At 65.7% G+C, this 23,215-nt stretch carries 19 protein-coding genes and 1 tRNA gene; 19 read left to right on the top strand and 1 reads right to left on the bottom strand.

Translation table 11 applies throughout. The features are described from left to right. Positions 1–54: 54 nt before the first annotated feature. The 19 genes from C1A13_RS08755 (at position 55) to C1A13_RS08665 (ending at position 22,346) form a co-directional block, all read left to right on the top strand. Positions 55–1,590, top strand: a complete 1,536-nt coding sequence (locus tag C1A13_RS08755; RefSeq protein ID WP_101551124.1) for an ABC transporter ATP-binding protein — start codon at positions 55–57, stop codon at positions 1,588–1,590. 19 nt (positions 1,591–1,609) lie between these two features. Next, positions 1,610–2,692 carry an ABC transporter permease gene (locus tag C1A13_RS08750; protein ID WP_101551122.1) on the top strand — a complete coding sequence of 361 codons (1,083 nt, stop codon included), beginning with the start codon at positions 1,610–1,612 and terminating at the stop codon, positions 2,690–2,692. Then, positions 2,676–3,623, top strand: a complete 948-nt coding sequence (locus C1A13_RS08745; RefSeq protein ID WP_101551120.1) for an ABC transporter permease — start codon at positions 2,676–2,678, stop codon at positions 3,621–3,623. The genes C1A13_RS08750 and C1A13_RS08745 overlap by 17 nt, the downstream gene beginning before the upstream one ends. A gap of 21 nt (positions 3,624–3,644) precedes the next feature. Beyond that, complete coding sequence (locus tag C1A13_RS08740; RefSeq protein ID WP_101551118.1) at positions 3,645–5,159, top strand: FGGY-family carbohydrate kinase; 1,515 nt, start codon at positions 3,645–3,647, stop codon at positions 5,157–5,159. Further along, positions 5,159–6,007 (top strand): L-ribulose-5-phosphate 3-epimerase, encoded by an 849-nt coding sequence (locus C1A13_RS08735; protein WP_101551116.1) that lies wholly within the window; start codon positions 5,159–5,161, stop codon positions 6,005–6,007. Before C1A13_RS08740 ends, C1A13_RS08735 begins: the two co-directional genes overlap by 1 nt. Positions 6,008–6,020: 13 nt before the next feature. Continuing rightward, on the top strand, positions 6,021–6,722 hold the full coding sequence (gene araD, locus C1A13_RS08730) for an L-ribulose-5-phosphate 4-epimerase (protein WP_101551113.1): 702 nt from the start codon (positions 6,021–6,023) through the stop codon (positions 6,720–6,722). A gap of 218 nt (positions 6,723–6,940) precedes the next feature. Then, positions 6,941–9,643, top strand: coding sequence for a diguanylate cyclase domain-containing protein (locus tag C1A13_RS08725; RefSeq protein WP_101551111.1), 2,703 nt, complete (start codon positions 6,941–6,943; stop codon positions 9,641–9,643). Positions 9,644–9,860: 217 nt separating this feature from the next. Then, positions 9,861–10,736: an aspartate carbamoyltransferase catalytic subunit gene (locus C1A13_RS08720; protein ID WP_101551109.1), complete on the top strand. Its 876-nt coding sequence runs from the start codon at positions 9,861–9,863 to the stop codon at positions 10,734–10,736. Beyond that, the gene (locus C1A13_RS08715) at positions 10,736–12,028 is read left to right on the top strand and encodes a dihydroorotase (RefSeq protein WP_101551107.1); all 1,293 of its coding nucleotides are present in this window, start codon (positions 10,736–10,738) and stop codon (positions 12,026–12,028) included. Before C1A13_RS08720 ends, C1A13_RS08715 begins: the two co-directional genes overlap by 1 nt. 4 nt (positions 12,029–12,032) lie before the next feature. Next, complete coding sequence (gene carA / locus C1A13_RS08710) at positions 12,033–13,151, top strand: glutamine-hydrolyzing carbamoyl-phosphate synthase small subunit (protein ID WP_101551105.1); 1,119 nt, start codon at positions 12,033–12,035, stop codon at positions 13,149–13,151. Then, positions 13,135–16,338 carry a carbamoyl-phosphate synthase large subunit gene (carB, locus tag C1A13_RS08705; RefSeq protein WP_101551103.1) on the top strand — a complete coding sequence of 1,068 codons (3,204 nt, stop codon included), beginning with the start codon at positions 13,135–13,137 and terminating at the stop codon, positions 16,336–16,338. Before carA ends, carB begins: the two co-directional genes overlap by 17 nt. Continuing rightward, positions 16,331–17,077 (top strand): dihydroorotate dehydrogenase electron transfer subunit, encoded by a 747-nt coding sequence (locus tag C1A13_RS08700; RefSeq protein ID WP_101551102.1) that lies wholly within the window; start codon positions 16,331–16,333, stop codon positions 17,075–17,077. The genes carB and C1A13_RS08700 overlap by 8 nt, the downstream gene beginning before the upstream one ends. Next, the gene (locus tag C1A13_RS08695) at positions 17,077–17,991 is read left to right on the top strand and encodes a dihydroorotate dehydrogenase (protein ID WP_172439225.1); all 915 of its coding nucleotides are present in this window, start codon (positions 17,077–17,079) and stop codon (positions 17,989–17,991) included. Before C1A13_RS08700 ends, C1A13_RS08695 begins: the two co-directional genes overlap by 1 nt. After that, complete coding sequence (gene pyrF / locus C1A13_RS08690; protein WP_101551100.1) at positions 17,981–18,688, top strand: orotidine-5'-phosphate decarboxylase; 708 nt, start codon at positions 17,981–17,983, stop codon at positions 18,686–18,688. The genes C1A13_RS08695 and pyrF overlap by 11 nt, the downstream gene beginning before the upstream one ends. Positions 18,689–18,693: 5 nt before the next feature. Continuing rightward, positions 18,694–19,332, top strand: coding sequence for an orotate phosphoribosyltransferase (pyrE, locus tag C1A13_RS08685; RefSeq protein ID WP_101551098.1), 639 nt, complete (start codon positions 18,694–18,696; stop codon positions 19,330–19,332). 77 nt (positions 19,333–19,409) lie between these two features. Beyond that, the gene (gene larA / locus C1A13_RS08680; RefSeq protein WP_101551096.1) at positions 19,410–20,711 is read left to right on the top strand and encodes a nickel-dependent lactate racemase; all 1,302 of its coding nucleotides are present in this window, start codon (positions 19,410–19,412) and stop codon (positions 20,709–20,711) included. 100 nt (positions 20,712–20,811) lie between these two features. Then, on the top strand, positions 20,812–21,039 hold the full coding sequence (locus tag C1A13_RS08675; RefSeq protein ID WP_101551093.1) for an HPr family phosphocarrier protein: 228 nt from the start codon (positions 20,812–20,814) through the stop codon (positions 21,037–21,039). A gap of 102 nt (positions 21,040–21,141) precedes the next feature. Then, entirely contained in the window at positions 21,142–22,146 is a 1,005-nt protein-coding gene (locus C1A13_RS08670; protein WP_242970843.1) for a pyruvate kinase, read from the top strand. A gap of 124 nt (positions 22,147–22,270) precedes the next feature. Then, positions 22,271–22,346: transfer RNA gene (locus C1A13_RS08665), tRNA-Ala, on the top strand. A 112-nt stretch (positions 22,347–22,458) separates the two neighbouring features. Here the strand turns inward: C1A13_RS08665 and C1A13_RS08660 are convergent. Further along, the gene (locus C1A13_RS08660; protein ID WP_101551091.1) at positions 22,459–23,211 is read right to left on the bottom strand and encodes an EFR1 family ferrodoxin; all 753 of its coding nucleotides are present in this window, start codon (positions 23,209–23,211) and stop codon (positions 22,459–22,461) included. Between the last annotated feature and the right edge of the window lie 4 nt (positions 23,212–23,215).

Here is a 23,215-nt window from a genome sequence, read left to right as displayed (position 1 = left end):
CGGGCGGGGCGGCTTTCCGCCGCCCCGCCCTTATTTGGGAGGAGGGAACCTGTGATGGCGGAATACGTCGTGGAAATGCGCGACATCGTGAAGGATTTCCCGGGGCTGCGCGCGAACGACCACATCACATTACAGCTGAAAAAGGGCGAGGTGCACGCGCTGCTGGGGGAAAACGGCGCGGGCAAAAGCACGCTCATGAGCATCCTGTTCGGGCTGTACCGGGCGGATGAGGGGCAGATCCTGGTGAAGGGCAAAGAGGTCCAGATCACCAACCCCAACGTCGCCAACGAGCTGGGCATCGGCATGGTGCACCAGCACTTCAAGCTGGTCCATAACTTCACCGTGACCGAGAACATCGTCCTCGGCCTGGAGCCGCGCAGGGGCGTTACGATGGACCTCAAATCCGCCGCCGCGCGGATCGCGGAGCTCTCCCGGCAGTACGGTCTGGAGGTGGACCCCAACGCGAAGATCGAGGAGATCTCGGTCGGTATGCAGCAGCGGGTGGAGATCCTCAAGATGCTCTACCGCGACGCCGAGGTGCTGATTTTTGACGAACCCACCGCGGTGCTCACCCCGATGGAGATCCGGGAGCTCATCGCGATCATGAAAAACCTCATCAGCGAGGGCAAATCGATCATCCTGATCACCCACAAGCTCAAGGAGATCAAGGAGGTCGCGGACCGTTGCACGATCATCCGCCGCGGCCGCCACATCGCAACGGTCGACGTCGCCGCCACGAGCGAACAGGAGATGGCGGAGATGATGGTCGGGCACGAGATCTCCTTTGTGATCGATAAAGAGGAAAAGACGCCGGGAGACCCGGTTTTGCAGATAGAGGACCTGTCGGTCAAGAACAGCCACGGGAGCCTCGGCCTGCGCGACTTCTCCCTCACCGTGCGCGGCGGGGCGATCGTCGGCATCGCGGGCGTGGACGGCAACGGCCAGTCCGAGCTGGTCGAGGCGATCACCGGGCTGCGCAGGGCGGAGAAGGGGAAAATCCTCCTGAACGGGGAGGAGATCACCCACGAGACGATCGCGCGGCGCATCCGCCGCGGCGTCTCCCACATCCCGGAGGACCGCCAGAAGCGGGGGCTGGTGCTCGACTACACCGTCGAGGAAAACATGGTCCTCGAGGTCTACGGCCAGCGGCCCTTCTCGAAGCACGGCCTGCTCAACAAGCGCGCGATCCACGACTACGCCGCGAGGATCGCGGACGACTACGACGTGCGCGCGGGCGAGGGGGTCCTCTCGCGGGCGGGGAGCCTCAGCGGCGGAAACCAGCAGAAGGCGATCATCGGCCGCGAGATCGAAAAGCAGCCCGTTCTGCTCATCGCCGTGCAGCCGACCCGCGGCCTCGACGTGGGGTCGATCGAGTACATCCACAAGCGCATCGTCGAACAGCGCAACCTCGGGCGGGCGGTCCTGCTCGTCTCGCTGGAACTTGACGAGGTGCTCCAGCTTTCCGACCGGATCGTCGCGATCAACGCCGGGCAGGTGATCGGCGAAGTGCTCGCGAAGGATACCGATGAAAACGAGGTCGGCCTGATGATGGCCGGCGTGGGAAAGGACGGTGGCGGCGTTGAACGCTAGTTCCAGACAGAAGAGCGGGATGAAGATCCTCGTTTCGGTCATCTCGATCCTGCTCGGGTTCGTCGCGGGCGCCCTGCTCATGCTTTCGAGCGGCGCGAACCCGCTGACCGGGTTTTCCTACCTCTTTCAGGGAGGGCTCAAGAGCGTCACCCGTATCTGCAACACGATCGCCTACGCGGTGCCGCTCATGCTGACCGGCCTTTCGGTCACCTTCGCCTTCAAGACCGGGCTCTTCAACATCGGCGCGCCCGGCCAGATGCTGATCGGCGGCCTGCTCGCCAATGTGCTGGCCCTCACCGCCGGCCTGCCCCGGCCGCTGCTGCTGCCGCTCGTCATCGCCGCGTCGATCGTCGGCGGCATGGTGTGGGCGGCGGTCCCCGGCTTTCTCAAGGCGCGCTTCAACGTCAACGAGGTCGTCTCCTGCATCATGATGAACTGGGTGGCCTACTGGGTGGTCTACATCGTCATCTCCGACCACTTCAAATCCACCACGATCGATACCGAGTCACAGGTCATCCCGGCGGCCGCTTCGCTGAAAACCGAGGCGATCACCCTGCTGACCAAGGGCTCCAACCTCAACCTCGGCATCTTCATCGCGATCATCGCCACCGCGCTGGTCATCTTCATCCTCAACCGGACGGTGCTCGGCTATGAGATGAAAGCGGTCGGCTTCAACCGCTTCGCGGCCGAATACGGCGGCATCAACGTCCAGAAGAACGCGGTGCTCGCGATGGTCATCTCGGGCGCGCTTTCCGGGCTGGCGGGGCTCACCTTCTACTGCGGCTACCTCTCCAACATGCGCATCGGCGTCATGCCCTCCCAGGGCTTTGACGGCATCGCGGTCGCGCTGCTGGCCAACTGCGCGCCGGTGGGAGTCGTCTTTGCCGCGATCTTCTTCGCGATCCTCCAGACGGGCAAGGGGTTCATGAACGCCATGATGCCCATCCCGCCCGAGATCGCCGACACGATCATCGCCACGGTCATCTACTTCGCGGCGACCAGCAAGCTGATCGAGATGAACCTCGACCGGATCAAAAAATTCTTCGGGCGCAAACGCCCGTCCAAATCGGAAGGGAGCGGGGAACATGTGGAACACCATTGAACAGATGGCCCCCTACGCGGTGGGCTATACCGTCCCCATCCTCATCACGGCGCTGGGCGGCCTCTTCTCCGAGCGCAGCGGCATCATCAACATCGGCCTCGAGGGGCTGATGGTCATCGGATCCTTCGTCGGCGGCGTTTCGGTCTACTACTTCGGGCCGTTGATGGGCAACGCGCGCGCCGCCTGGCTGGGCATCCTGCTCGCGATGCTGGCGGGCACCCTCTTTTCGGTGCTGCACGCCTTCGCGAGCATCAACCTCAACGCCGACCAGACGATCAGCGGAACGGCCATCAACCTGATGGCTGGCGCGCTTGTGCTCTACATCTCGCGGCGGTTCGTCGGCACCGGCAACATCGTCGTCAACAGCATGACCCGCGTGGACATTCCGGTGCTCAAGGACATCCCCGTGATCGGCAAGCTCTTTCTGACCGACACCTACCCGACCACTTGGTTCGTGCTGGTGATTCTGATCGTCAGCTGGTTCGTCATCGAGCGCACCCCCTTCGGTCTTCGGCTGCGCTCCTGCGGCGAATTCCCCGAGGCGGCCGACGCCGCGGGCATCAGCGTCGCGCGCATCCGCTACGCGGGCGTGCTGCTGTCGGGCGCCTGCGCGGGACTGGGCGGCGCGATCTACACGGTGACGACCGCCGGCCAGTGCAACGGCTCGGTCGACGGACTCGGCTTCCTCGCGCTCGCGGGGCTCATCTTCGGCCAGTGGAAGCCCTTCCGCATCCTGGCGGCCACCCTCTTCTTCGGCTTTGCGGTGACGATGGCGCAGATCTCCATGCTGCTGCCCTCCTTCGCAAGCGTGCCGCCGCTGGCCCTCAAGGTCTTCCCCTACGTCGTGACGATGCTGGCGCTCGTCGTCTTCTCCAAGTCGTCGCAGGCGCCCCGTGCGGAGGGCAAGTTCTTCGAGTACAAGAAAACCTGACCCGCAGGGAAGGAGAAACCAATGGAACAGCGCTTTTATCTGGGAATTGACAACGGGGGAACGCTCACCAAGGCGGTCCTCTTTGACGCGGCGGGGCATGAGGTCGCGCAGGCGTCCGAAAGCGTCCCCCTGCTGACCCCCGCGCCGGGCTTTACCGAGCGGGACATGGAGGCGCTTTACGCCGCCAACTGCCGCTGCATCCGCCGCGTGGCGGAGGAGAGCGGCGTGCCCGCCGCGCGGATTGCGGGGATCTCCTGCACCGGGCACGGCAAGGGGCTTTACCTCTGGGGGAGGGATGACCGCCCCGTCTGTCCGGGCATCGTCTCGACCGACACGCGCGCGTGGGAATACCCGCGGCGGTGGCGGGAGGACGGGACGGCGGACCGCGCCTTCCGAAAGACCTACCAGCAGGTGCTCGCCAGCCAGCAGGTCAGCCTGCTCGCCTGGATGAAGGACCACCGGCCGGAACTGCTTGACAACATTCGATGGATCTTTTCGGTCAAGGATTACATACGCTTTCGCCTGACGGGGGAGGCATACGCCGAGCTCACCGATTTTTCGGGCGCCAACCTCGTCAACCTCGACGCCTGCGGCTACGACCGCGAGCTGCTCGCCCTGTTTGGGCTGGAGGAGCTTTTCGACCGCCTGCCGCCCCTTCGCCGCTCGTGCGACCGCTGCGGGCGCGTCACGGCGGAGACCGCGCGCCTCACCGGGCTTAAGGAGGGCACGCCGGTCGCGGGCGGCATGTTCGACATCGACGCCTGCGCCGTCGCCATGGACGTCACCGATGAAAAAAACCTCTGCGTGATCGCGGGAACCTGGGGCATCAATGAATACGTCGCGCGCGAGCCGGTCAAAAACGGCTCGGTGCTGATGAATTCGATATTCTGTTTGCCGGGATATTATCTTGTGGAAGAGAGCAGCCCCACCTCGGCGGGAAATCACGAGTGGTTTACCAGAATGTTTTTGCAGGAGCTGCGCGAAGAGGCAGCGGCCGCGGGCCTGTCGGTTTACCAATACGCCGACCGGCTCGCGGCGGAGGCGCCGGACGGCGGGGAAAGGATCGTTTTCCTGCCCTACCTGTTCGGCTCCAACTTCAATCCCCGGGCCCGGGCGGCGCTGGTGGGCATGGACAGCTCCCACACCAAGGGGCAGATCATCCGCGCGGTGCTCGAGGGAATCGTCTTCTGCCACATGGACCACATCGACCGGCTGCTGGCCAACCGCCCCCGTCCAGACGCCATCCGGCTCGCGGGCGGGGCGGCGAAATCCCCGCTGTGGGTGCGTTTGTTCGCGGACGTCACCGGCCTGCCGGTCGAGGTGATCGACACCGCCGAGCTCGGCGCGCTCGGCTGCGCGATGGCCGCGGCCGTGATGGCGGGCGATTATCCCGACCTGCGGGCGGCGGCCGGCGGCATGGTGCGGGTCAGGGAACGGGTGGAACCCGATCTGGAAAAGACGGCCGCCTACCGGGAGAAGCGCCGCGCCTACCGGAAGGTCGCGCAGGCGCTCGAGCCGGTCTGGGGGTGCCTGTGATGGACGGATACACGCTGGGGCTCTACGAGAAGTCGATGCCCGGGAGCCTGTCCCTCCCCGAAAAGCTGGCGGCTGCGTGTGAGGCCGGTTACGACTGCCTCGAAATCAGCATCGATGAGACGGATGAGAAGCTCGCCCGGCTGGACTGGGGCGAAGAGGAGCGGCTGCGCCTCGTGGAGAGCGCCGCCCGCGCCGGCTGCCCGGTGGCGACGATGTGCCTGAGCGCCCACCGCCGATACCCGCTGGGCAGCGAGGACCCCGAAACAGCCGGGCGCGGCATGGAAATTTTCGAGGGGGCGGTGCTGCTGGCCGAAGCGGTCGGGGTGCGGCTCATCCAGCTGGCCGGATACGACGAATACTACCGCGAATCGAACGCGCGCACGCGGGAGAACTTTCTCCGGAACCTGCGCCGGGCGGTGCACTTTGCCGCCGCGCACAAGGTGCAGCTCGGTTTCGAGACGATGGAGACGCCCTTTATGGACACCTGCGAAAAGGCGATGCGCTACGTCGCGCAGATCGGTTCGCCCTACCTGTCCGTCTATCCCGACATCGGCAACATGACCAACGCGGCGAAGCTCTACCGCACCGACGTGCTCGACGACCTCGCCAGCGCGGGCGGGCACATCGCGGCGATGCATCTCAAGGAGACGTGCCCGGGCGTCTACCGCGAGGTCCCCTACGGGACCGGGCACGTGGATTTCCCCGGCGCGGTGCGAAGGGCGCTCGATCTCGGGGTGCGCGCCTTTACGGCCGAATTCTGGTATACGGGGGAACCGGACTGGAAGGCCCGGCTTCTGGAAAACAACCGGTTCCTGCGCCGCCAGTTTGAGCGGTGCGGGGACTGTTGAGGGGGATAAAGACATGCTGGAAGCGCTGAAACAGGAGGTCTGGCGGGCGAACATGCGGCTGCCCGCCCACGGGCTCGTGACCTTCACCTGGGGGAACGTCTCGGGCGTCGATCGGGAAAAGGGGCTCGTGGTGATTAAGCCGTCGGGCGTCGAGTACGAGGCGATGCGTCCGGAAGACATGGTGGTTGTTTCGCTCGGGACGGGCGAACGCGTGGAGGGGACGCTCAACCCCTCCTCCGACACGCCGACCCATCTGGAGCTCTACCGGGCGTTCCCCGGACTTGGGGGAGTGGTGCACACCCACAGCCGGTGGGCGACCATCTTCGCCCAGGCGGGGATGGGCGTCCCCGCATACGGCACCACCCATGCCGACTACTTCTACGGGGAGATTCCCTGCACCCGCCGGATGACGGCGGCGGAGATCGCCGGGGCGTATGAAAGGGAGACGGGCGCGGTCATCGTCGAGCGGTTCGCGGGGCTCGACCCCGCGGCGGTTCCCGGCGTGCTGGTCCACAGCCACGGCCCCTTCGCGTGGGGGAAGGACCCGATGGAGGCGGTGCACAACGCCGTCGTGCTCGAGGAGGTCGCCATGATGGCCTGGCACTGCAAGGCGCTCTCGGGGAACACCCTCGAGCCCATGCAGCGGGTGCTGCTGGACAGGCACTATCTGCGCAAGCACGGCGCGCACGCCTACTACGGGCAACAGGAAAGATAACTCTGGAAGCGGAAAAGGGAGGGGCCCGACGGAAGGCGGGCCCCTCCCTTTATGTGACCGCCCGGGGCAAAAATACTGGAAATCTTAGATTTTCTTTGTTTACTTCTGTGGGAACTGTATAGCAAATCCACTTGTTTTTTAGAAATATATGGGATAAAATAATAATTACGAATCACAAAACGATCACAGGCCCGCAGACGGCCGGAAAGAAGGAGAGCATGAACCAGCTGGAACAGGATTCCCTGCGTTTTGTCGCCCTCCTTTCGAGGATGTACTTTGCAGAACGCGACCTCGACGGCGTGCTCGCGCGGATGACGGACGACGTGGAATGGATCGGCACCGGCCGCCAGGACGGCTGCCGCGGCATCCGCGAAGCGCGAAAGATGCTGGAGATGGAACGGCGCGTGTTCCACGGCTCCTTTTCCCTCGAGGAGGACGGCTACGAGGCCGCCGCCCTTACGGAGGAGCTCTGCCTTGTCACGGGGGAGATCTGCCTGCGGGAGAAGGACATGCCCGCCGGGCAGCCCGATCTGCTGCTGCGGGTGTCCTGCATCTGCCGCCGGGAGGCGGACGGCCTGAAGCTGCGCCAGCTGCACCTGTCGACGCCGAGCAGCGAACAGCTCGAAGGGGAATTCTTCCCGCACACCGTCTCGGAGGAGGGGACCGGCCGTCTCCGCCGGATGCTCAACGAGCGCACCGCCGAGCTGGAGGAGATGAACCGCGACCTCAACGCGCTGACCAACAATATCCCGGGCGGCGTCATCTGCTGCGAATACGGCGAGACCCTCAAGCTGATCCAGTACAGCGAGGGGTTCCTCTCGATGTTCGGCTATGCGGCGGAGGAGCTGCAAACCCGGTTCCACAACAATTTCGCCGGGATGATCTATGAAAAGGACCTGCGCGGCGTCTGGGAGACGGCGCTCCGGCAGCTTGCGAAGAGCAATACCAAGGAGATCGAATACCGGGTGCGCTGCAAGGACGGGCGGCTGGTGTGGGTGCTCGACCGGGGACAGCTGGTGGAGGACGAGCGCGGCCGGAAATGGTTTTACTGCATCCTCATCGACATCACCCGCACCAAGAAGGCGCAGGAGGAGCTGCGCCTGAGCCTCGAGCGTCACCAGATCATCATGGACCAGACGACCGACATCATTTTTGAATGGGACATCAGCCGGGACTATCTCAGCTGTTCCTCCAACTACCACAAAAAATTCGGCTACCACGCGCTGAAGGAAAACGCAAGCGTCGCGATCGCCGGGGGTTCCCACCTGCATCCGGACGACATCGAGCGCTTCTGCCTGCTGGTGCGCAACGTCCGGGAGGGAACCCCCTACAGCGAGACGGAGTTCCGCATCGCGGACGCCGCGGGAAATTATATCTGGTGCCGGGTCCGCGCCACCCTTCAGGTGGACGAGAACGGCCGCCCCGCAAAGGCGGTCGGGGTGATCATCGACATCGACCGGGAGAAGCGCAGGACCCAGAAGCTCCAGGAGAAGGCGGAGCGGGACGCGCTGACGGGGCTCTACAACAAGGGCACGACCCAGACGCTGGTGGAAAAATACCTCGCGGAGGACGCGGGGGAGACGAGTTCCGCCCTGATGATCATCGACGTGGACAATTTCAAGCTCGTCAACGACCTCTACGGCCACCTGAGCGGCGACGCGATGCTCTCCGACGCGGCCAGCGCGCTCAAGAAGATGTTCCGTTCGGGCGACGTGGTCGGCCGCGTGGGCGGCGACGAGTTCTGCGTGCTGATGCGCGGCATCCGCGACGCCGGGATCGTCTCGCGCAAGGCAGAGGACATCCTGAAGGTCTTCAGCGACCTGAGCCGGAAGGAAGCGGCGGGGGAGAACCTCTCCTGCAGCGTCGGGATCGCGCTCTATCCCCAGGACGGCGCGGATTTCAACACCCTTTTCTGCAACGCGGACCGGGCGCTCTACCGTGCGAAGGAACGGGGAAAGAACGGCTATGCCTTCCATTCGGAAGCGTCGGTCAGGGGACGGAGGGACAGCGTGCGGCTGATGCCGAGGACCTCGGTGGGCGCGCCGATCGATTCCGACCGCAACGCCGGCGTCATGGACGACCGGCTCGCGGAATATGTGTTCCACGTGCTCTACCGGGCGGCCGACGTGGAGGCGGCGATCCCGCTGATCCTCGAGATTGTCGGGCGGCAGTTCGACGTCTGCCGCGCCTATCTCTTCGAGATTTCGGAGGACGGGTGCAGCTTCCGCAACACCTTCGAGTGGTGCCGCGAGGAGGCCCGCGAAAAATTCGGCGAAACGGCCGGCGAGACGTTCGCCTGCGGGGATTTTTCCCGCCAGCTCGACATGCTCCGCGAGACGGGCGTCTTCTACTGCCGCGACACCTCGCTGCTGCCCGGTCCCGTGCGTGAGCTGATGGAGCGGCGGGGGGTGCGCTCCGCCCTCCAGTGCGCCATCCACGACGGCGCGGAGCTGCACGGCGGGCTCGGCTTCGACGAGTGCCGCAGCAACCGCCTGTGGACGCAGAAGCAGGTCGACACCCTCACCTTCGTCTCCGAGATCGTAAGCGCCTTCCTGCTCAAAAAGCGGGCGCAGAGCCGTGCGAACCGGCTGGTCGGCAGCCTGGAGGCGGTCCTCAACCACCGGGATTCATGGGTATTCGTCGTCGACCGGGACAGCTTCGAGATCCTTTACGCCAACGCGCGGGCGCGGGCGCTTCTTCCCGGCCTGCGTGTCGGGGAGCGGTGCCATATGGCGCTGTTCGGGAGCCCGGAGCCCTGCACCGGCTGCCCCGTGCTGCTGGAGGGTTCCCCCGCGGGCGCCGAGGTGTACAGCCCCCTGCTCAGGAAGCGCTTTTCCGCCCGCATGGAGGAGGTCGCGTGGTCGGGGGAGCGGCGCGCGTTCCTGCTGACCTGCTGCGAGACCGAGCCGGTAACCACCTGATGAAAGAGCCCCGCCATTCGGCGGGGCTTTTTGATGCCGCTCTGTCATTTGTGAAGTTTTTTCGTGTAATTATTGTGTAATCACAAATAGAAGGCATAAAAATTGAAAAAGTTTGTGGATAAATTTGACTTGTGAAAGGGGGAATCCAATGATATAATAGAAAAAATTTGTCCGGGACCTTTCGGATGCAGGGGACCGGAGGTGGAGGTTTTCGAGTATGGCGACGCATCTGCTCGATTTGCAGCAGCTTTCCATTGGGGAAATCAATGATCTTCTCGACCTGGCGCAGCATTACCGGGACGGGGGCCCGCTTCCCGATTGCAGCGGCGCTATTGTTGCCAATTTATTTTTTGAGAATTCGACCCGCACTCAGTATTCCTTCCAGACGGCGGAAGAGAGACTGAATATGCGGGTCATTTCTTTTGTCCCGGAGACCTCGTCGCTCCAGAAAAACGAGAGCTTCTACGACACGGTCAAGACCTTCGACTCGTTCGGCGTGAACGCGCTGGTCATCCGCCACAGCGAAAACGAATACTACAACGACCTCGTCGGGCATGTGCGCGCCGCGATCTTAAACGGCGGAGACGGCACCGGAAGCCATCCGACCCAGAGCCTCCTCGATCTGCTGACGATCCGGCAGGAATTCGGCGGCTTCGAGGGGCTCAAGGCGGTCATCGCGGGGGACATCGCCCACTCGCGGGTGGCGCACACCAACTACGACATTATGACACGCCTGGGGATGGAGGTCGTGATGAGCGGCCCGAAGGAATACATGGAGGACCGCTATCCCTACGAGCCGTTCGACGAGGCGGTCGCCACGAGCGACGTGGTCATGATGCTGCGGGTGCAGCGGGAACGCCACCCCGACGGCACCCCCTTCGATCCCGCGCGCTACCACAGGGAGTACGGGCTTTCGGCCAAACGCGCCGCCTCGATGAAGAAGGGCGCGATCATCATGCACCCCGCGCCGGTCAACCGGGGGGTCGAGGTTGCGGACGAGGTGGTCGAGTGCCGCCGCAGCCGCATCTTCAAGCAGATGGAAAACGGCGCCTTCGTGCGCATGGCCGCGCTGGTGCGCGCGCTCGAGAGCTGATGGCGCTGCTCATCCAAAACGGGCGCGTCTACCGGGAGGGCAGGCTGGAACGTGCCGACCTGCTCGTCGAGGGGGACCGGATCGCGGCGGTCGGGGAGGGCCTCCCGCAGGTGCCGGGCGCGCGGGTGTTCGACGCCTCCGGCTGTGTGGTATCGCCGGGCTTTACCGACCTGCACGTCCACCTGCGCGAGCCCGGCTTCTCCCACAAGGAGACGGTCGCCTCGGGCACCGCGGCGGCCGCCGCGGGCGGGTTCACGACGGTATGCGCGATGCCCAACGTCTCACCCGTGCCCGACAGTCCGGCGCGTCTTCTGCCGCAGGCGCGCCGGATTGCGCGGGACGCGCGGGTGCGCGCGGTTCCCTACGCGGCAATCACCCGCGGGCGGCGGGGGGAGGCGCTCTCCGAAGTCGCCGCGCTTGCCCCGCACGTCGCCGGTTTTTCGGACGACGGGCGCGGGGTGCGGTCGGAGGAAACGATGCGCGCGGCGATGGAGCGTGTCGCGGCGGCGGGGAGCTTTGTCGCCGCCCACTGCGAGGTGGAAGCCCTCATCCCGGCGGGCGGCTGCTGCCACGACGGGGCGTTCGCGCGGGCACAGGGCTTCCCGGGCATCCCGTCGGAGAGCGAATACGCGGAGATCGCGCGGGACATCCGGCTTGCCGCCGAAACGGGGTGCCGCCTGCACATCTGCCACCTCTCGACGAAGGAGGGGGCCGCGCTGGTGCGCAAGGCGCGAAAACGCGGCCTGCCGGTCACCTGCGAGGCGGCGCCCCACAACCTGCTCCTCTGCGACGGGGAGATCCCGGCGGACGAGGGGAGGTTCAAGATGAACCCGCCGCTGCGCGCGGCGGACGACCGCGCCGCGCTCGTCGAGGCGCTGCTCGACGGCACGATCACGGCAATCGCCACCGACCACGCGCCGCACACGGCGGAGGAGAAGTCGGGCGGCTTCCGGGGGAGCCTCTTTGGGGTCGTGGGCCTCGAGACGGCGTTCCCGGCGCTCTACACCGGGCTGACGGAGCCGGGGCTACTGCCGCTCGGGCGGCTGCTGAAGCTGTTGACGGCGGGGCCGCAGGAAATCTTGGGGGAGCGGCGGACGCTCGCGCCGGGGGAGGAGGCCTCCCTCACGGTGCTGGACCTGCGGACGGCGCGAAAGGTGGAGCCGGAGCGGTTTTTGAGCTGCGGGCGGGCGACCCCCTTCGCGGGGCGGACGCTGCGGGGCTGGCCGGCGCTCACGCTCTACCGCGGAAAAGAGGTCTACCGGCGCTGGCCGGGAATTCAGACAGAGGGGTGACAGGATGGCAAGACCACGGAAGAAGCTGGTGTTTGAAAACGGCCGGGTATTCGCGGGCGAGGGGTTCGGCTCGGATGCCGACGCGGTGTGCGAGGCTGTTTTCAACACCTCGATGGTCGGGTATCAGGAGATCTTCTCCGACCCGTCCTACTGCGGGCAGTTTGTCTGCATGACCTATCCGCTGATCGGCAACTACGGGCTCGCGGCGGACGATTACGAGACGAAGACGCCGCGCATCGGCGGCTTCATCGTGCGGGAATATAACGACAGCCTCTCCAACTTCCGCGCGGCGCGGACCCTTTCGGAGGTGATGGAGGAGTACGGCGTCCCCGGCATCGCGGGGCCGGACACCCGGGCGATCACCCGGATGCTCCGCAGCGAGGGGAGCATGCGCGCGCTGCTGACGGACGCTGACACGCCCGACGCGGCGGCGCTTGAACAGCTGGCCGGCACGCCCGTCCCGCGCGACCAAGTCGCGCGGGTGAGCTGCAAAAAGCCCTGGCGCTGCCGCACCGCCAACGCGCGCTATTCCGTCGTGGCGGTCGACTGCGGCGTCAAGCACAACATCATCCGCTCGCTGGCGGCGCGCGGCTGCGACGTGACGGTCGTGCCTTACGATACCCCCGCCAAAGCGGTGCTGGCGATGGAACCGGACGGGCTCTTCCTCTCGAACGGGCCGGGCGACCCGCGGGACGTCCCCGAGGCCGCCGCGCTCGTGCGGGCGCTCCAGGGCAGGCTGCCCATCTTCGGCATCTGCCTCGGCCACCAGCTCATCGCGCTTGCGAACGGCGCGCGCACCTATCAGCTCAAATTCGGCCACCGCGGCGGCAACCACCCGGTTAAAAATCTGCTGACCGGCAGGATCGAGATCACGAGCCAGAACCACTCGTTCGCGGTCGACCCGGAGAGCCTTTCGGGGACCGGCCTTACGGTGACGCACCAAAACCTGCTCGACGGCACGGTCGAGGGACTGGAAAACGCGGACAAACGCATCTTCTCGGTGCAGTACCACCCCGAGAGCGCGCCCGGCCCGCAGGATTCGGCCTACCTGTTCGACAAGTTCATCGCCTCGATCGAGGCGTTTTTGGCAGAGAGGGGGGACCGGGATGCCGAAGCGTACTGATATCCGCAAAATTCTCGTAATCGGCTCGGGGCCGATCGTCATCGGCCAGGCGGCCGAGTTCGACTACTCGGGCACCCAGGCCTGCTTCGCGCTGCGGGAGGCGGGCTACACCGTCGTGCTCGTCAACTCCAACCCGGCGACGATCATGACCGACACCGACATCGCCGACCGCGTCTATATCGAGCCGCTCACGCTGGAATTTGTGGCGCGCATCATCCGCAAGGAACGCCCCGACGCGCTCCTGCCGACCCTCGGCGGCCAGACGGGGCTCAACCTCGCCATGCAGCTCGCCAAAAAGGGGGTGCTGGGGGAGTGCCGGTGCGAAATCCTCGGCACCGGCTTCGACGCGATCGAGCGCGCCGAGGACCGCGAGCTCTTCAAGGAGCTCTGCACGGCGACGGGGGAGCCGACCCTCCCGAGCGACGTCGCCACGACGGTGGCGGAGGCGTATGAGAAGGCGCGCGCCATCGGCTATCCGGTGGTCCTGCGCCCCGCCTTCACCCTCGGCGGCACGGGCGGGGGCTTCGCGGAAAACGACGGGGAGCTCGGTCCTCTCGCGGAAAACGCCCTGCGCCTTTCGCCCGCCGGGCAGGTGCTCGTCGAAAAGAGCATCAAGGGCTACAAGGAGATCGAATACGAGGTCATCCGGGACAGAAACGACACGGCGCTCGCCATCTGCAACATGGAGAACGTCGACCCGGTGGGCATCCACACGGGGGATTCGATCGTCGTCTGCCCGAGCCAGACCCTCACCAATAAGGAGTACCACATGCTGCGGGACGCCGCCCTGCGGCTCATCCGCGCGCTGGGCATCGAGGGGGGCTGCAACGTGCAGTTCGCGCTCGACCCCGACTCCTTCCGCTACTACGTGATCGAGGTGAACCCCCGCGTCTCCCGCTCCTCCGCGCTGGCGAGCAAGGCGAGCGGCTACCCGATCGCGCGGGTGTCGGCGCTCATCGCGGTGGGCTTTACCCTCGACGAGATCGCCCTCGCCAACACCCCCGCGAGCTTCGAGCCCGCGCTCGACTACGTGGTCACCAAAATCGCGCGCTTCCCCTTCGACAAGTTCGACAAGGCCAGCCGCCTGCTCTCCACCCAGATGAAGGCGACGGGCGAGGTCATGGCGGTCGGGCGCACCTTCGAGGAGAGCCTGCTCAAGGCGGTGCGCAGCCTCGAGGCGGGCGCGAACTGCCTGTGGCTTGAAAAGTTCGACGCCGCGCCCGACGCGGAGCTGTGGGAAATTCTGCGCAATCCGACCGACGAGCGGCTGTTCGCCATCGCCGAGCTGCTGCGGCGGGGCGCGCCGGTGCGGAGGATCTGCCGGACGACGAAGATCGACCGGTTCTTTGTGGAAAAGCTCGCGGGCGTCGTCTCCTTCGAGTGGGAGCTCGCGGCGCGCCCCGGCGACCTCGAGCTCCTGCGCCGCGCCAAGCGGATGGGGATTTCGGACGGCGGCGTCGGGCGGCTGTGGGGGAGGAGCGAGTCGGAGATCTTCCTCCTGCGGAGGGAAAACGGCCTTCTGCCCGTCTACAAGATGATCGACACCTGCGCCTCCGAATTCGAGAGCTACGTCCCCTACTTCTACTCGACCTACGAGGAGGAAAACGAAAGCGTCGTGACCACCCGCAAAAAGATCGTCGTGCTCGGCTCCGGCCCCATCCGGATCGGGCAGGGGGTGGAGTTCGACTACTCGACCGTCCACGCGATCTGGGCCATCCGGGAGGCGGGGTACGAAGCAATCATCATCAACAACAACCCCGAGACGGTCTCGACCGACTACACGGTGAGCGACAAGCTCTACTTCGAACCGCTCACCGTCGAGGACGTCATGAACGTGCTGACGCTCGAAAAGCCCGACGGGGTCGTCGTGACGCTCGGCGGCCAGACGGCGATCAACCTGGCGGCGCGGCTCGACGCGCTGGGGGTGCCGCTCGCCGGGACAGGTTGCGAGGCGATCGGCCGGGCAGAAAACCGCGGCAGCTTCGAGGCGCTCATGGAGCGGCTGGTCATCCCGCAGCCGGAGGGACGCGCGGTGACGACGCTCGAAGAGGGGCTCGAGGCCGCGAAATCCCTCGGCTACCCGGTGCTCGTGCGGCCGAGCTTCGTGCTCGGCGGGCGGGCGATGCAGATCGTCGTCTGCGACGACGACCTGCGCCGCTACCTCTCCGAGGCGGTGCGCGCGAGCGAGGACGCGCCGGTGCTCGTCGACCGGTACGTCGAGGGCAAGGAGCTCGAGGTCGACGCGGTGTGCGACGGGACCGACGTCTTCATCCCCGGCATCATGGAGCACGTCGAGCGCACGGGGGTGCACTCGGGCGACTCGATCAGCGTCTATCCGACCTTCTCGGTGAGCGGGGCCGCCTGCCGGACGATTGTCGACTACACGGTGAAGCTGGGGCTCGGAATCGGCATCAAGGGCCCCTTCAACATCCAGTTCATCGTCGATCCACAGGAGAAGGTGCACGTCATCGAGGTGAACCCCCGGTCGTCGCGCACGGTGCCCTTCCTCTCCAAGGCGACGGGGATCAACCTGGCGGGCGTCGCCGCCAGAGTGGCGCTCGGCCAGTCCCTCCGGGAGCAGGGCTATGAAACCGGCGTCGCGCCGAGGCGGGACCGCTGGTACGTCAAATGCCCCGTCTTCAGCTTCTCAAAAATCCGGGGCGCGGACGCCTATCTCTCGCCCGAAATGAAGAGCACGGGCGAGGCGCTCGGATGCGACAAAACCCTCTACCGCGCCTTCTATAAGGCCCTCAAGGCGGCGGGCCAGCGGGTGGTCAACTACGGGACCGTCCTCTTCACGATCGCCGACCGGGACAAGGAGCGGTCGCTGCCCTACGCCCGACGGTTCTACGAGTTGGGCTTCAACATCGAGGCGACGCAGGACACCGCCAACTTCCTCAAGCGGCACGGCATCCGGACCCGCCTGCTCCACAAGATCAGCGAGGGCTCGGAGGAGATCCCCGACAGCCTGCGCGCCGGGCATGTGACCTACGTGGTCAACACCCTCGGCCCCGGCTGCGGGGAGAATCCGGCCAAGGACGGCTACCGCATCCGCCGGCTCGCGGTGGAGCATAACGTGACGATCTTCACCTCCCTCGATACCACGGCCGTGCTGCTCGACGTGCTCGAGGAGTTGACCGTCGGCGTTTCGACGATCGATGCGGGGAGGGGGGACGCCGATGTATAAAAACGCCCTCTACCGGGTGGCGGAAAACCGCCCCATCGCGCGGGAGGTCTTCCGGATGCGCCTTCTCGGCGACACCCGCTGGATCACGGCCCCCGGACAGTTCGTGAACGTGCGCGTGGACGGGTGCTACCTGCGCCGTCCGATCAGCGTCTGCGACTGGGATGGCGGCGGGCTCACCCTCGTCTACAAGGCGGTGGGGAAGGGGACGCGCCTGCTTTCCAACGTCCGTCCCGGCGAAACGCTCGACCTGCTGACCGGGCTGGGCAACGGCTACGACCCTTCGGCGGCGCGGGGGAGGCGGACGGTCCTCATCGGCGGCGGGGTGGGCGTGCCGCCCCTCTACGGCCTCGCCAGGCGGCTCGCGCTCGCCGGCGAGCCGCCCGCCGCGGCGCTCGGCTTCCAGACGGCGGCCGACGCCTTTTTGGCGGAGAGCTTCCTGACGCTCGGCTGCGAGGTGCTCGTCGCCACGGCGGACGGCAGCCTCGGGGAGCGGGGCTTCGTCACGGAGCCGCTTTCCCGGCTCGATTACGGTTATTACTTCGCCTGCGGCCCCGAGCCGATGCTCGCCGCCGTGCACGCGCTCGGGCGCGAAAAGGGCGCGGAGGGCCAGCTCTCCTTCGAACGTCGGATGGGCTGCGGGTTCGGCGCCTGCATGAGCTGCTCCTGCGAAACGCTCGCGGGCCCCAGGCGCATCTGCGTCGAGGGGCCGGTGCTCCGGTCAGGGGAGGTGCGGTTCTGATGGACACTTCGGTAAAGCTCGGGGAGCTTACCCTCCGGAACCCGGTCATCCCGGCGAGCGGGACCTTCGGGTTTGGCCATGAGATGGCAAAGTGGTACGACCTCAACCGCCTCGGCGCCGTCGCGCTCAAGGGGACGACGCGGGAGGCGCGCTTCGGCAACCCGACGCCCCGCGTCGCCGAATGCGAGGCGGGGCTCTTAAACGCGGTGGGGCTCCAAAACCCCGGCGTGGAGGCGGTCGTCCGGGAGGAGCTGCCCAGGCTCCGCGCGGTCTACTCCGGGCCGGTGATCGCGAACGTCTGCGGCTTCTCGGCGGAGGAATACGTGGAGGTCGCGCGGCGGTTCGACGAGGCGGGCGCGGACATCCTTGAGATCAACGTGAGCTGCCCCAACGTGAGGCACGGGGGCCTTGCGTTCGGCGCTTCGCCCGAGGCGGCCGCGGCGATCACGGCCGCCGTCAAAGCGGCGGTCAAAAAGCCGGTCTACATGAAGCTCTCCCCCAACGCGGCCGACATCGCGGCGGTCGCACGGGCGTGCGAGGAGGCGGGCGCGGACGGGCTGACGCTCATCAACACGCTGCTCGGGATGCGCGTCAACCCGCGCACCGGCCGCCCGCTCGTCTCGACGGTCACGAGCGGCTTTTCCGGCCCCGCGATCAAGCCGGTCGCCCTGCGGATGGTTTTTGAGGTGTGCAGGGCGGTGAAGATCCCGGTCGTCGGGGTGGGCGGGATCGCCAGCGCGGACGACCTGCTGGAATTCCTCTCGGCGGGCGCGAGCGCGGTGCAGATCGGCGCGCAGAACCTCGTCGACCCATACGCCTGCCTGCGCGTGGTGGAGGAGCTTCCGAAAAGGATGGAGGAATACGGGATCCGCGATTTAAAATCGATCATCGGGAGGACGGGAAATGGCCAATAAAGACGTGATTATCGCTTGCGACTTTGGGACCCGGGAGGAGACGCTCACGTTCCTCGACCGGTTCACGGCGGAAAAGCCCTATGTCAAGATCGGCATGGAACTCTTTTACGGGGAGGGCCCGCAGATCGTGCGGGAGGTGAAGGCGCGGGGGCACCGGGTCTTCCTCGACCTGAAGCTGCACGACATCCCCAACACGGTGCGCCGCGCGATGAAAAATCTCGCGAAGCTCGGCGTCGACATGACGAACGTGCATGCCGCCGGCACCATCGAGATGATGGAGGCGGCGAAGGCGGGCCTCGAGGAGGGGGCGGCGGGCCGCCGCCCGCTGCTCATCGCGGTGACGCAGCTCACCTCGACGAGCGAGCCGCGGATGCGGGAGGAGCTGCTCATCCCGGCCCCGATGGGCGAGGTGGTGACGCGCTACGCCGCCAACGCCCGCGCGGCGGGGCTCGACGGGGTGGTGTGCAGCCCGCTCGAGGCGGCGCTCGTCAAGGGGAGCTTCAGCGGCGGCTTTCTGGCGGTGACGCCCGGCATCCGCTATCCGGACGCGCGCGCGGACGATCAGGCCCGCGTGACCACCCCCGCCCGGGCGCGGGAGCTCGGCGCGGACTACATCGTCGTCGGGCGGCCGGTCACGGCGGCGGACGACCCGGTGGGGGCCTACCGCCGCGTCAGATTTGATTTTCTGGGGGAGTGATGAGGATGCGGACAGAGACGAAGATCGCAAAGGACCTGCTTTCCATCGGGGCGGTATTCCTGCGCCCCGATGAGCCGTTCACCTGGGCGAGCGGCATCCGCTCGCCCATCTACTGCGACAACCGCATCATCCTCTCCCATCCCGATGTCCGGCGGGAGGTGGAGGCGGCGCTGGCGGCGCTCGTGAAGGAACGCTATCCCGGCTGCGGGCTGCTCGCCGGGACGAGCACGGCGGGCATCGCCCACGCCGCCTACGTGAGCGAAATCCTCGGCCTGCCGATGTGCTATGTGCGCGGCGCGGCCAAGGACCACGGACGGGGGAACCGCATCGAGGGACGCGCCGAACCGGGGGCGAAGGTCGTCGTGATTGAGGACCTCATCTCGACGGGCGGCTCGGTGCTCGAGGTGGTGGACGCGCTGCGGCAGGCTGGCTGCGAGGTGCTCGGCATCGCGTCGATCTTCACCTACGGGCTTGAGAAGGGTGTGAAGCGCCTCGCCGACGCGGGAGTCCAAAACGCCTCCCTCTCCTGCTACGACGCGCTGCTTGCCGCGGCTGTGGAGGAGGGCGTGATCGCGCGGGAGGATGTGCCCCGGCTCGAACGGTTCCGCCAGAATCCGCAGGACGGGGGCTGGATGACCCTGTGACGCAAAATCCGCATTGACATCCGCCCGCCGCGGTGGTATTTTATCTCGTGGAATTCATGGATGAAGGAGAGTTTACAATGCACCAGATGAAATACAGCAGCATCGCCTTCGACGTGCCCATCCGCGAGGAACTGATCGCGGCGGAGCTGGAAAGCAACCGCGTCCCGCTGCCGAAGATGACCCCGGAGGAGCACATCCGCGACGCGCTCGCCCATCCCATCGGCACGGGCACGCTCGACACGGTCGTGAAGGCGGGGGAGACGGTCTGCGTCGTTATCCCCGACACCACCCGCAAATGGCAGTCCCCGGCAATCTACGTGCCGATTCTCGTGGAGGAGCTGAACGCCTGCGGCGTGCGGGACGAGGACATCCTCATCGTCAGCGCGACGGGCACCCACCGCCGCCAGACCCGCGAGGAGTGGGCCGGCCTCGTGGGTGAGGAGATTCTCGGCCGCGTCCGGTGCGAGGACCACGTCTGCACCGACGACGCGAACCTCAAATTCATGGGCGTCACCTCGCGCGGCACGCCGGTGTGGCTCAACGCCCACGCGATGGCCTGCGACAAGCTGATTTTGACGGGCGGCGCGGTCTATCACTTCCTCGCGGGATACGGCGGGGGCCGCAAATATGTCCTGCCGGGCATCGCCGGGCGGGAGACGATCATGAAAAACCACAACCTCGCGCTCAACGAGGGCTTCGGGAGCGGCTCCAACCCGATGGTGCGCAGCGCGAACCTGACCGGGTCGAACCCCTTCCACGCGGACATGGCGGAGGCGGCGGAGCTGGCAAAGCCCTGCTTTCTGCTGAACGTCGTCGCGGACGGGGACTTCAACATCATCCGCGCCTTCGCGGGGGACTATATCGAGGCGCACGCGGCGGCCTGCAAGCTGGTGGACGACATCGACGGGGTTTACGTGGAGGAGCGCACCCCGCTGGTGATCGCGTCGGCGGGGGGCTATCCCAAGGACATCAACCTCTACCAGACCTCCAAGACGCTCAGCAACGCGCGGGCGGTGGTCGCGGACGGCGGGACGATGATCCTGCTGTCCGAGTGCCGCGAGTCGTTCGGCGACGCGGACTGCGCGCGCCAGATCTGCGGATTCGACAACATGCTCGACCGGGAGCGCGACCTGCGGGAGAACTTTTCGATCGGCGCGTATGTCGGGTTCCTCTTCTGCGAGAGCGCGGAGCGGTACCGGTTCATCATGGTGACGGACATCCCGAAGGAGAAGTTCGCCAATACGAAGATCCACGCGGTCAAAACGCTCGGGGAGGCGCTCGCGCTCGCGAAGGAGCTCAACGGCGGCTCGCTGGAACTGCGCACGACCCTGCTGCCCCACGGCGCGAACACCCTGCCGAAATTCCGGGACGGGCAATGAAATTTTATGCCGTTTTTTTACAAAAACAGCTCCCGGCAGGTGACAAACCGGGGGCGCGGGTGTTACAATAGAGGTAACCAAACAGGAAGGGGTGTCAGCTATGAGAAAATTTACCATCCGCTTAAAGGAGATCAACGACGTCAAGGAGTTTGTCAACACCGTATCCAGATTTGAGGAGGACGTGGATCTCGTCTCCGGCCGCTATACCATCGATGCGAAATCGATCATGGGCATCTTCAGCATCGATTTGGCCAAGCCGATCGAAGTGATCGTCCACGGCGACAACGAAGCCCGTTACGCCGAGGCGCTCAAGGCCTATATCATCTGAATCAGGCGGTATCCTGAGGGCGCGCCCCGCTTTGGGGCGCGCCCTTGTTGCATTGCGCCGGCCGATCGGGTACAATGGACGGAGGAAAGGGGGGCGTATGTGATGGAAAAGCCCGCGCGGCTGGAATATTTTGGGACGCTCGGCCCCGCCTGCGCCGACCCCGGCATTCTGTCGGAGCTCTTCGAGGCGGGGATGACGGGGGTGCGGCTCAACCTGTCGCACACCTCGCTTGACCGGTGCGGCGGCTGGCTTCGCAGCCTGCGGGAGGCCGCCTCCCGCACGGGTGCGTGCCCCGAGTTGCTCATCGACCTGCGCGGTCCCGAGCTGCGGGTCGGGGAGCTGGCCGTCCCCGTGCGGCTCGCGCGGGGGGAGAGGGCCGTGCTCGGCGAAGGCGGCCTGCCGGTCCCCGGGCTGATCTTCTCCGCGCTGCGCCCGGGGCAGGAGATCCTGCTCGACGACGGCGCGCTTCTCCTGCGCGCCCTGCGCTGCGATGAAAAAAGCGCGGACTGTGAGGTGCTGCGCGGCGGAACTCTGCAATCCCGCAAAAGCATCGCCCTGCCCGGGGCGGCGCTGCATCCGCCGACCTTGCAGGAGAGCGACCGCGAAAACCTCGCGCGCATCGGGGAATGCGGCGTGACCGGCGTGATGCTTCCCTTTGTGCGGGGCGCGGACGACCTGACCGCCCTGCGGGACGCGCTATCGGCGGCGGGGGCGGAGGGCACGCGCGTCTTTGCCAAGCTCGAAAACCGGGAGGGCCTCGCAATGCTGCCGGAGCTTTTGCCCCACGCGGATCACATTGTGATCGCGCGCGGCGACCTCGGCAACGATCTGCCCCTCTGGGAGCTGCCCGCGGCGCAGAAATCCGCGGCGGAAACCTGCCGCGCGGCGGGAAAACCGTTCATGGTGGTCACCCAGCTGCTCCATTCGATGCACCACAGCGCGGTGCCCACCCGCGCCGAGGTGTGTGATATCTTCAATGCCGTGCTCGACGGCGCGTCCTCCCTCATGCTGACGGGGGAGACGGCGGTGGGGGAGCACCCCGCCGCGGCGATGCGCGTTTTGGTAAAGACCGGGGAAGAGGCGCTGCGCTGGCGCGCGGCGCATTGAGCGGACCGTCCGTTCGACCGGACACGTCAAAATTTCCTCCGTAATTGGGAATTTTATATTGACAAGCCCCCCATTGGATGCTATAATAAATCTCGCGGTCTGAATTAGGACCGCCGCAAAAATTGGGGGCGTAGCTCAGCTGGGAGAGCGTACGGTTCGCATCCGTAAGGTCGAGAGTTCGATCCTCTTCGTCTCCACCAAAAAAACAACTGCTATCGAATCAGATAGCAGTTGTTTTTTTGCCTGTGAGACAAATTTCTCGTGCGCGTGCTGTTATCGGATATAAGCGGATTCTGGACGGCAAACGCCGCCTTATTCCTCCATCATGTAGTAACGCCGTTTCCCCTTGGAAATGAACTTATACTCAATTGCCTCGGTGGGACAGCCGCAGATGCAGGCCATGCAGTGGGTGCAGTTCCCCTTCCAGACAGGCTTCCCATCCACCATGTCGATGTTGTTTAGTGGACATCGCTTCGCGCACTTGCCGCAGGAGACGCAGGCGTCCGAGACTGTAAAGCCCTTGTCTTTGATATAAAACCGATAATAGAGCGGATTGAACGGCCCGCTGATAAAGCGGCCCCCCAAAGAAACCGGTGTCTTGGTGAACGGCCCACCCCGCTCGATCTGCCGGGCAAGTCCGGAAAGAACCGGTTTCGCCCGGGCGATCATGGCTGTGCATTCGCTCTCACTGGGCGCTGCGGACAGGGCAATATAGTTCTCCGGCATCTGTACCGATGCAAGCCCCCGGTAAGTCAATCCGGTTTCCCCGCACAGCTTCGCGGCGTAGGCCGCCGCGTTCCCCTCGGTGCCGCCGCCGCGGGTCAGGACAAAATAGGCGTCCCGGCTGCCTTCAAATTTCATCTCCCGAATCCACTGCTCCACCACCTTCGGCACACGCCAGGCGTAGATCGGTGCGGCAAACACCAGCGGACGTTCCGAATGGAACGTCTTTTTTTCTCCCTTTTTCAAGCAGTCATTGATAAAAACCAGTTCATCGCCCAGCTCCGCCGCGATTTGTTTCGCCGCAAGCTGGCTGTTGCCGGTGCCGCTGAAATAAAAGACCATTGAT

Origin of the sequence: Anaerotruncus massiliensis (ex Togo et al. 2026), assembly GCF_900199635.1 — a bacterium.
In the GTDB taxonomy this organism is placed as follows: domain Bacteria; phylum Bacillota; class Clostridia; order Oscillospirales; family Ruminococcaceae; genus Anaerotruncus; species Anaerotruncus massiliensis.
The sequence above is the reverse complement of the archived record's forward strand: the minus strand, read 5'-3'. Positions and strand labels throughout refer to the sequence as shown.

Coding starts and splice junctions, on each gene's coding strand:
- C1A13_RS08695 (WP_172439225.1), top strand. CDS start 17,077: ATGGACACTTCGGTAAAGCTCGGGGAGCTTACCCTCCGGAACCCGGTC.
- C1A13_RS08675 (WP_101551093.1), top strand. CDS start 20,812: ATGAGAAAATTTACCATCCGCTTAAAGGAGATCAACGACGTCAAGGAG.
- carB (WP_101551103.1), top strand. CDS start 13,135: ATGCCGAAGCGTACTGATATCCGCAAAATTCTCGTAATCGGCTCGGGG.
- C1A13_RS08660 (WP_101551091.1), bottom strand. CDS start 23,211: ATGGTCTTTTATTTCAGCGGCACCGGCAACAGCCAGCTTGCGGCGAAA.
- C1A13_RS08740 (WP_101551118.1), top strand. CDS start 3,645: ATGGAACAGCGCTTTTATCTGGGAATTGACAACGGGGGAACGCTCACC.
- carA (WP_101551105.1), top strand. CDS start 12,033: ATGGCAAGACCACGGAAGAAGCTGGTGTTTGAAAACGGCCGGGTATTC.
- araD (WP_101551113.1), top strand. CDS start 6,021: ATGCTGGAAGCGCTGAAACAGGAGGTCTGGCGGGCGAACATGCGGCTG.
- C1A13_RS08720 (WP_101551109.1), top strand. CDS start 9,861: ATGGCGACGCATCTGCTCGATTTGCAGCAGCTTTCCATTGGGGAAATC.
- C1A13_RS08670 (WP_242970843.1), top strand. CDS start 21,142: ATGGAAAAGCCCGCGCGGCTGGAATATTTTGGGACGCTCGGCCCCGCC.
- C1A13_RS08755 (WP_101551124.1), top strand. CDS start 55: ATGGCGGAATACGTCGTGGAAATGCGCGACATCGTGAAGGATTTCCCG.
- C1A13_RS08725 (WP_101551111.1), top strand. CDS start 6,941: ATGAACCAGCTGGAACAGGATTCCCTGCGTTTTGTCGCCCTCCTTTCG.
- pyrF (WP_101551100.1), top strand. CDS start 17,981: ATGGCCAATAAAGACGTGATTATCGCTTGCGACTTTGGGACCCGGGAG.
- C1A13_RS08700 (WP_101551102.1), top strand. CDS start 16,331: ATGTATAAAAACGCCCTCTACCGGGTGGCGGAAAACCGCCCCATCGCG.
- pyrE (WP_101551098.1), top strand. CDS start 18,694: ATGCGGACAGAGACGAAGATCGCAAAGGACCTGCTTTCCATCGGGGCG.
- C1A13_RS08745 (WP_101551120.1), top strand. CDS start 2,676: ATGTGGAACACCATTGAACAGATGGCCCCCTACGCGGTGGGCTATACC.
- C1A13_RS08750 (WP_101551122.1), top strand. CDS start 1,610: ATGAAGATCCTCGTTTCGGTCATCTCGATCCTGCTCGGGTTCGTCGCG.
- C1A13_RS08715 (WP_101551107.1), top strand. CDS start 10,736: ATGGCGCTGCTCATCCAAAACGGGCGCGTCTACCGGGAGGGCAGGCTG.
- larA (WP_101551096.1), top strand. CDS start 19,410: ATGCACCAGATGAAATACAGCAGCATCGCCTTCGACGTGCCCATCCGC.
- C1A13_RS08735 (WP_101551116.1), top strand. CDS start 5,159: ATGGACGGATACACGCTGGGGCTCTACGAGAAGTCGATGCCCGGGAGC.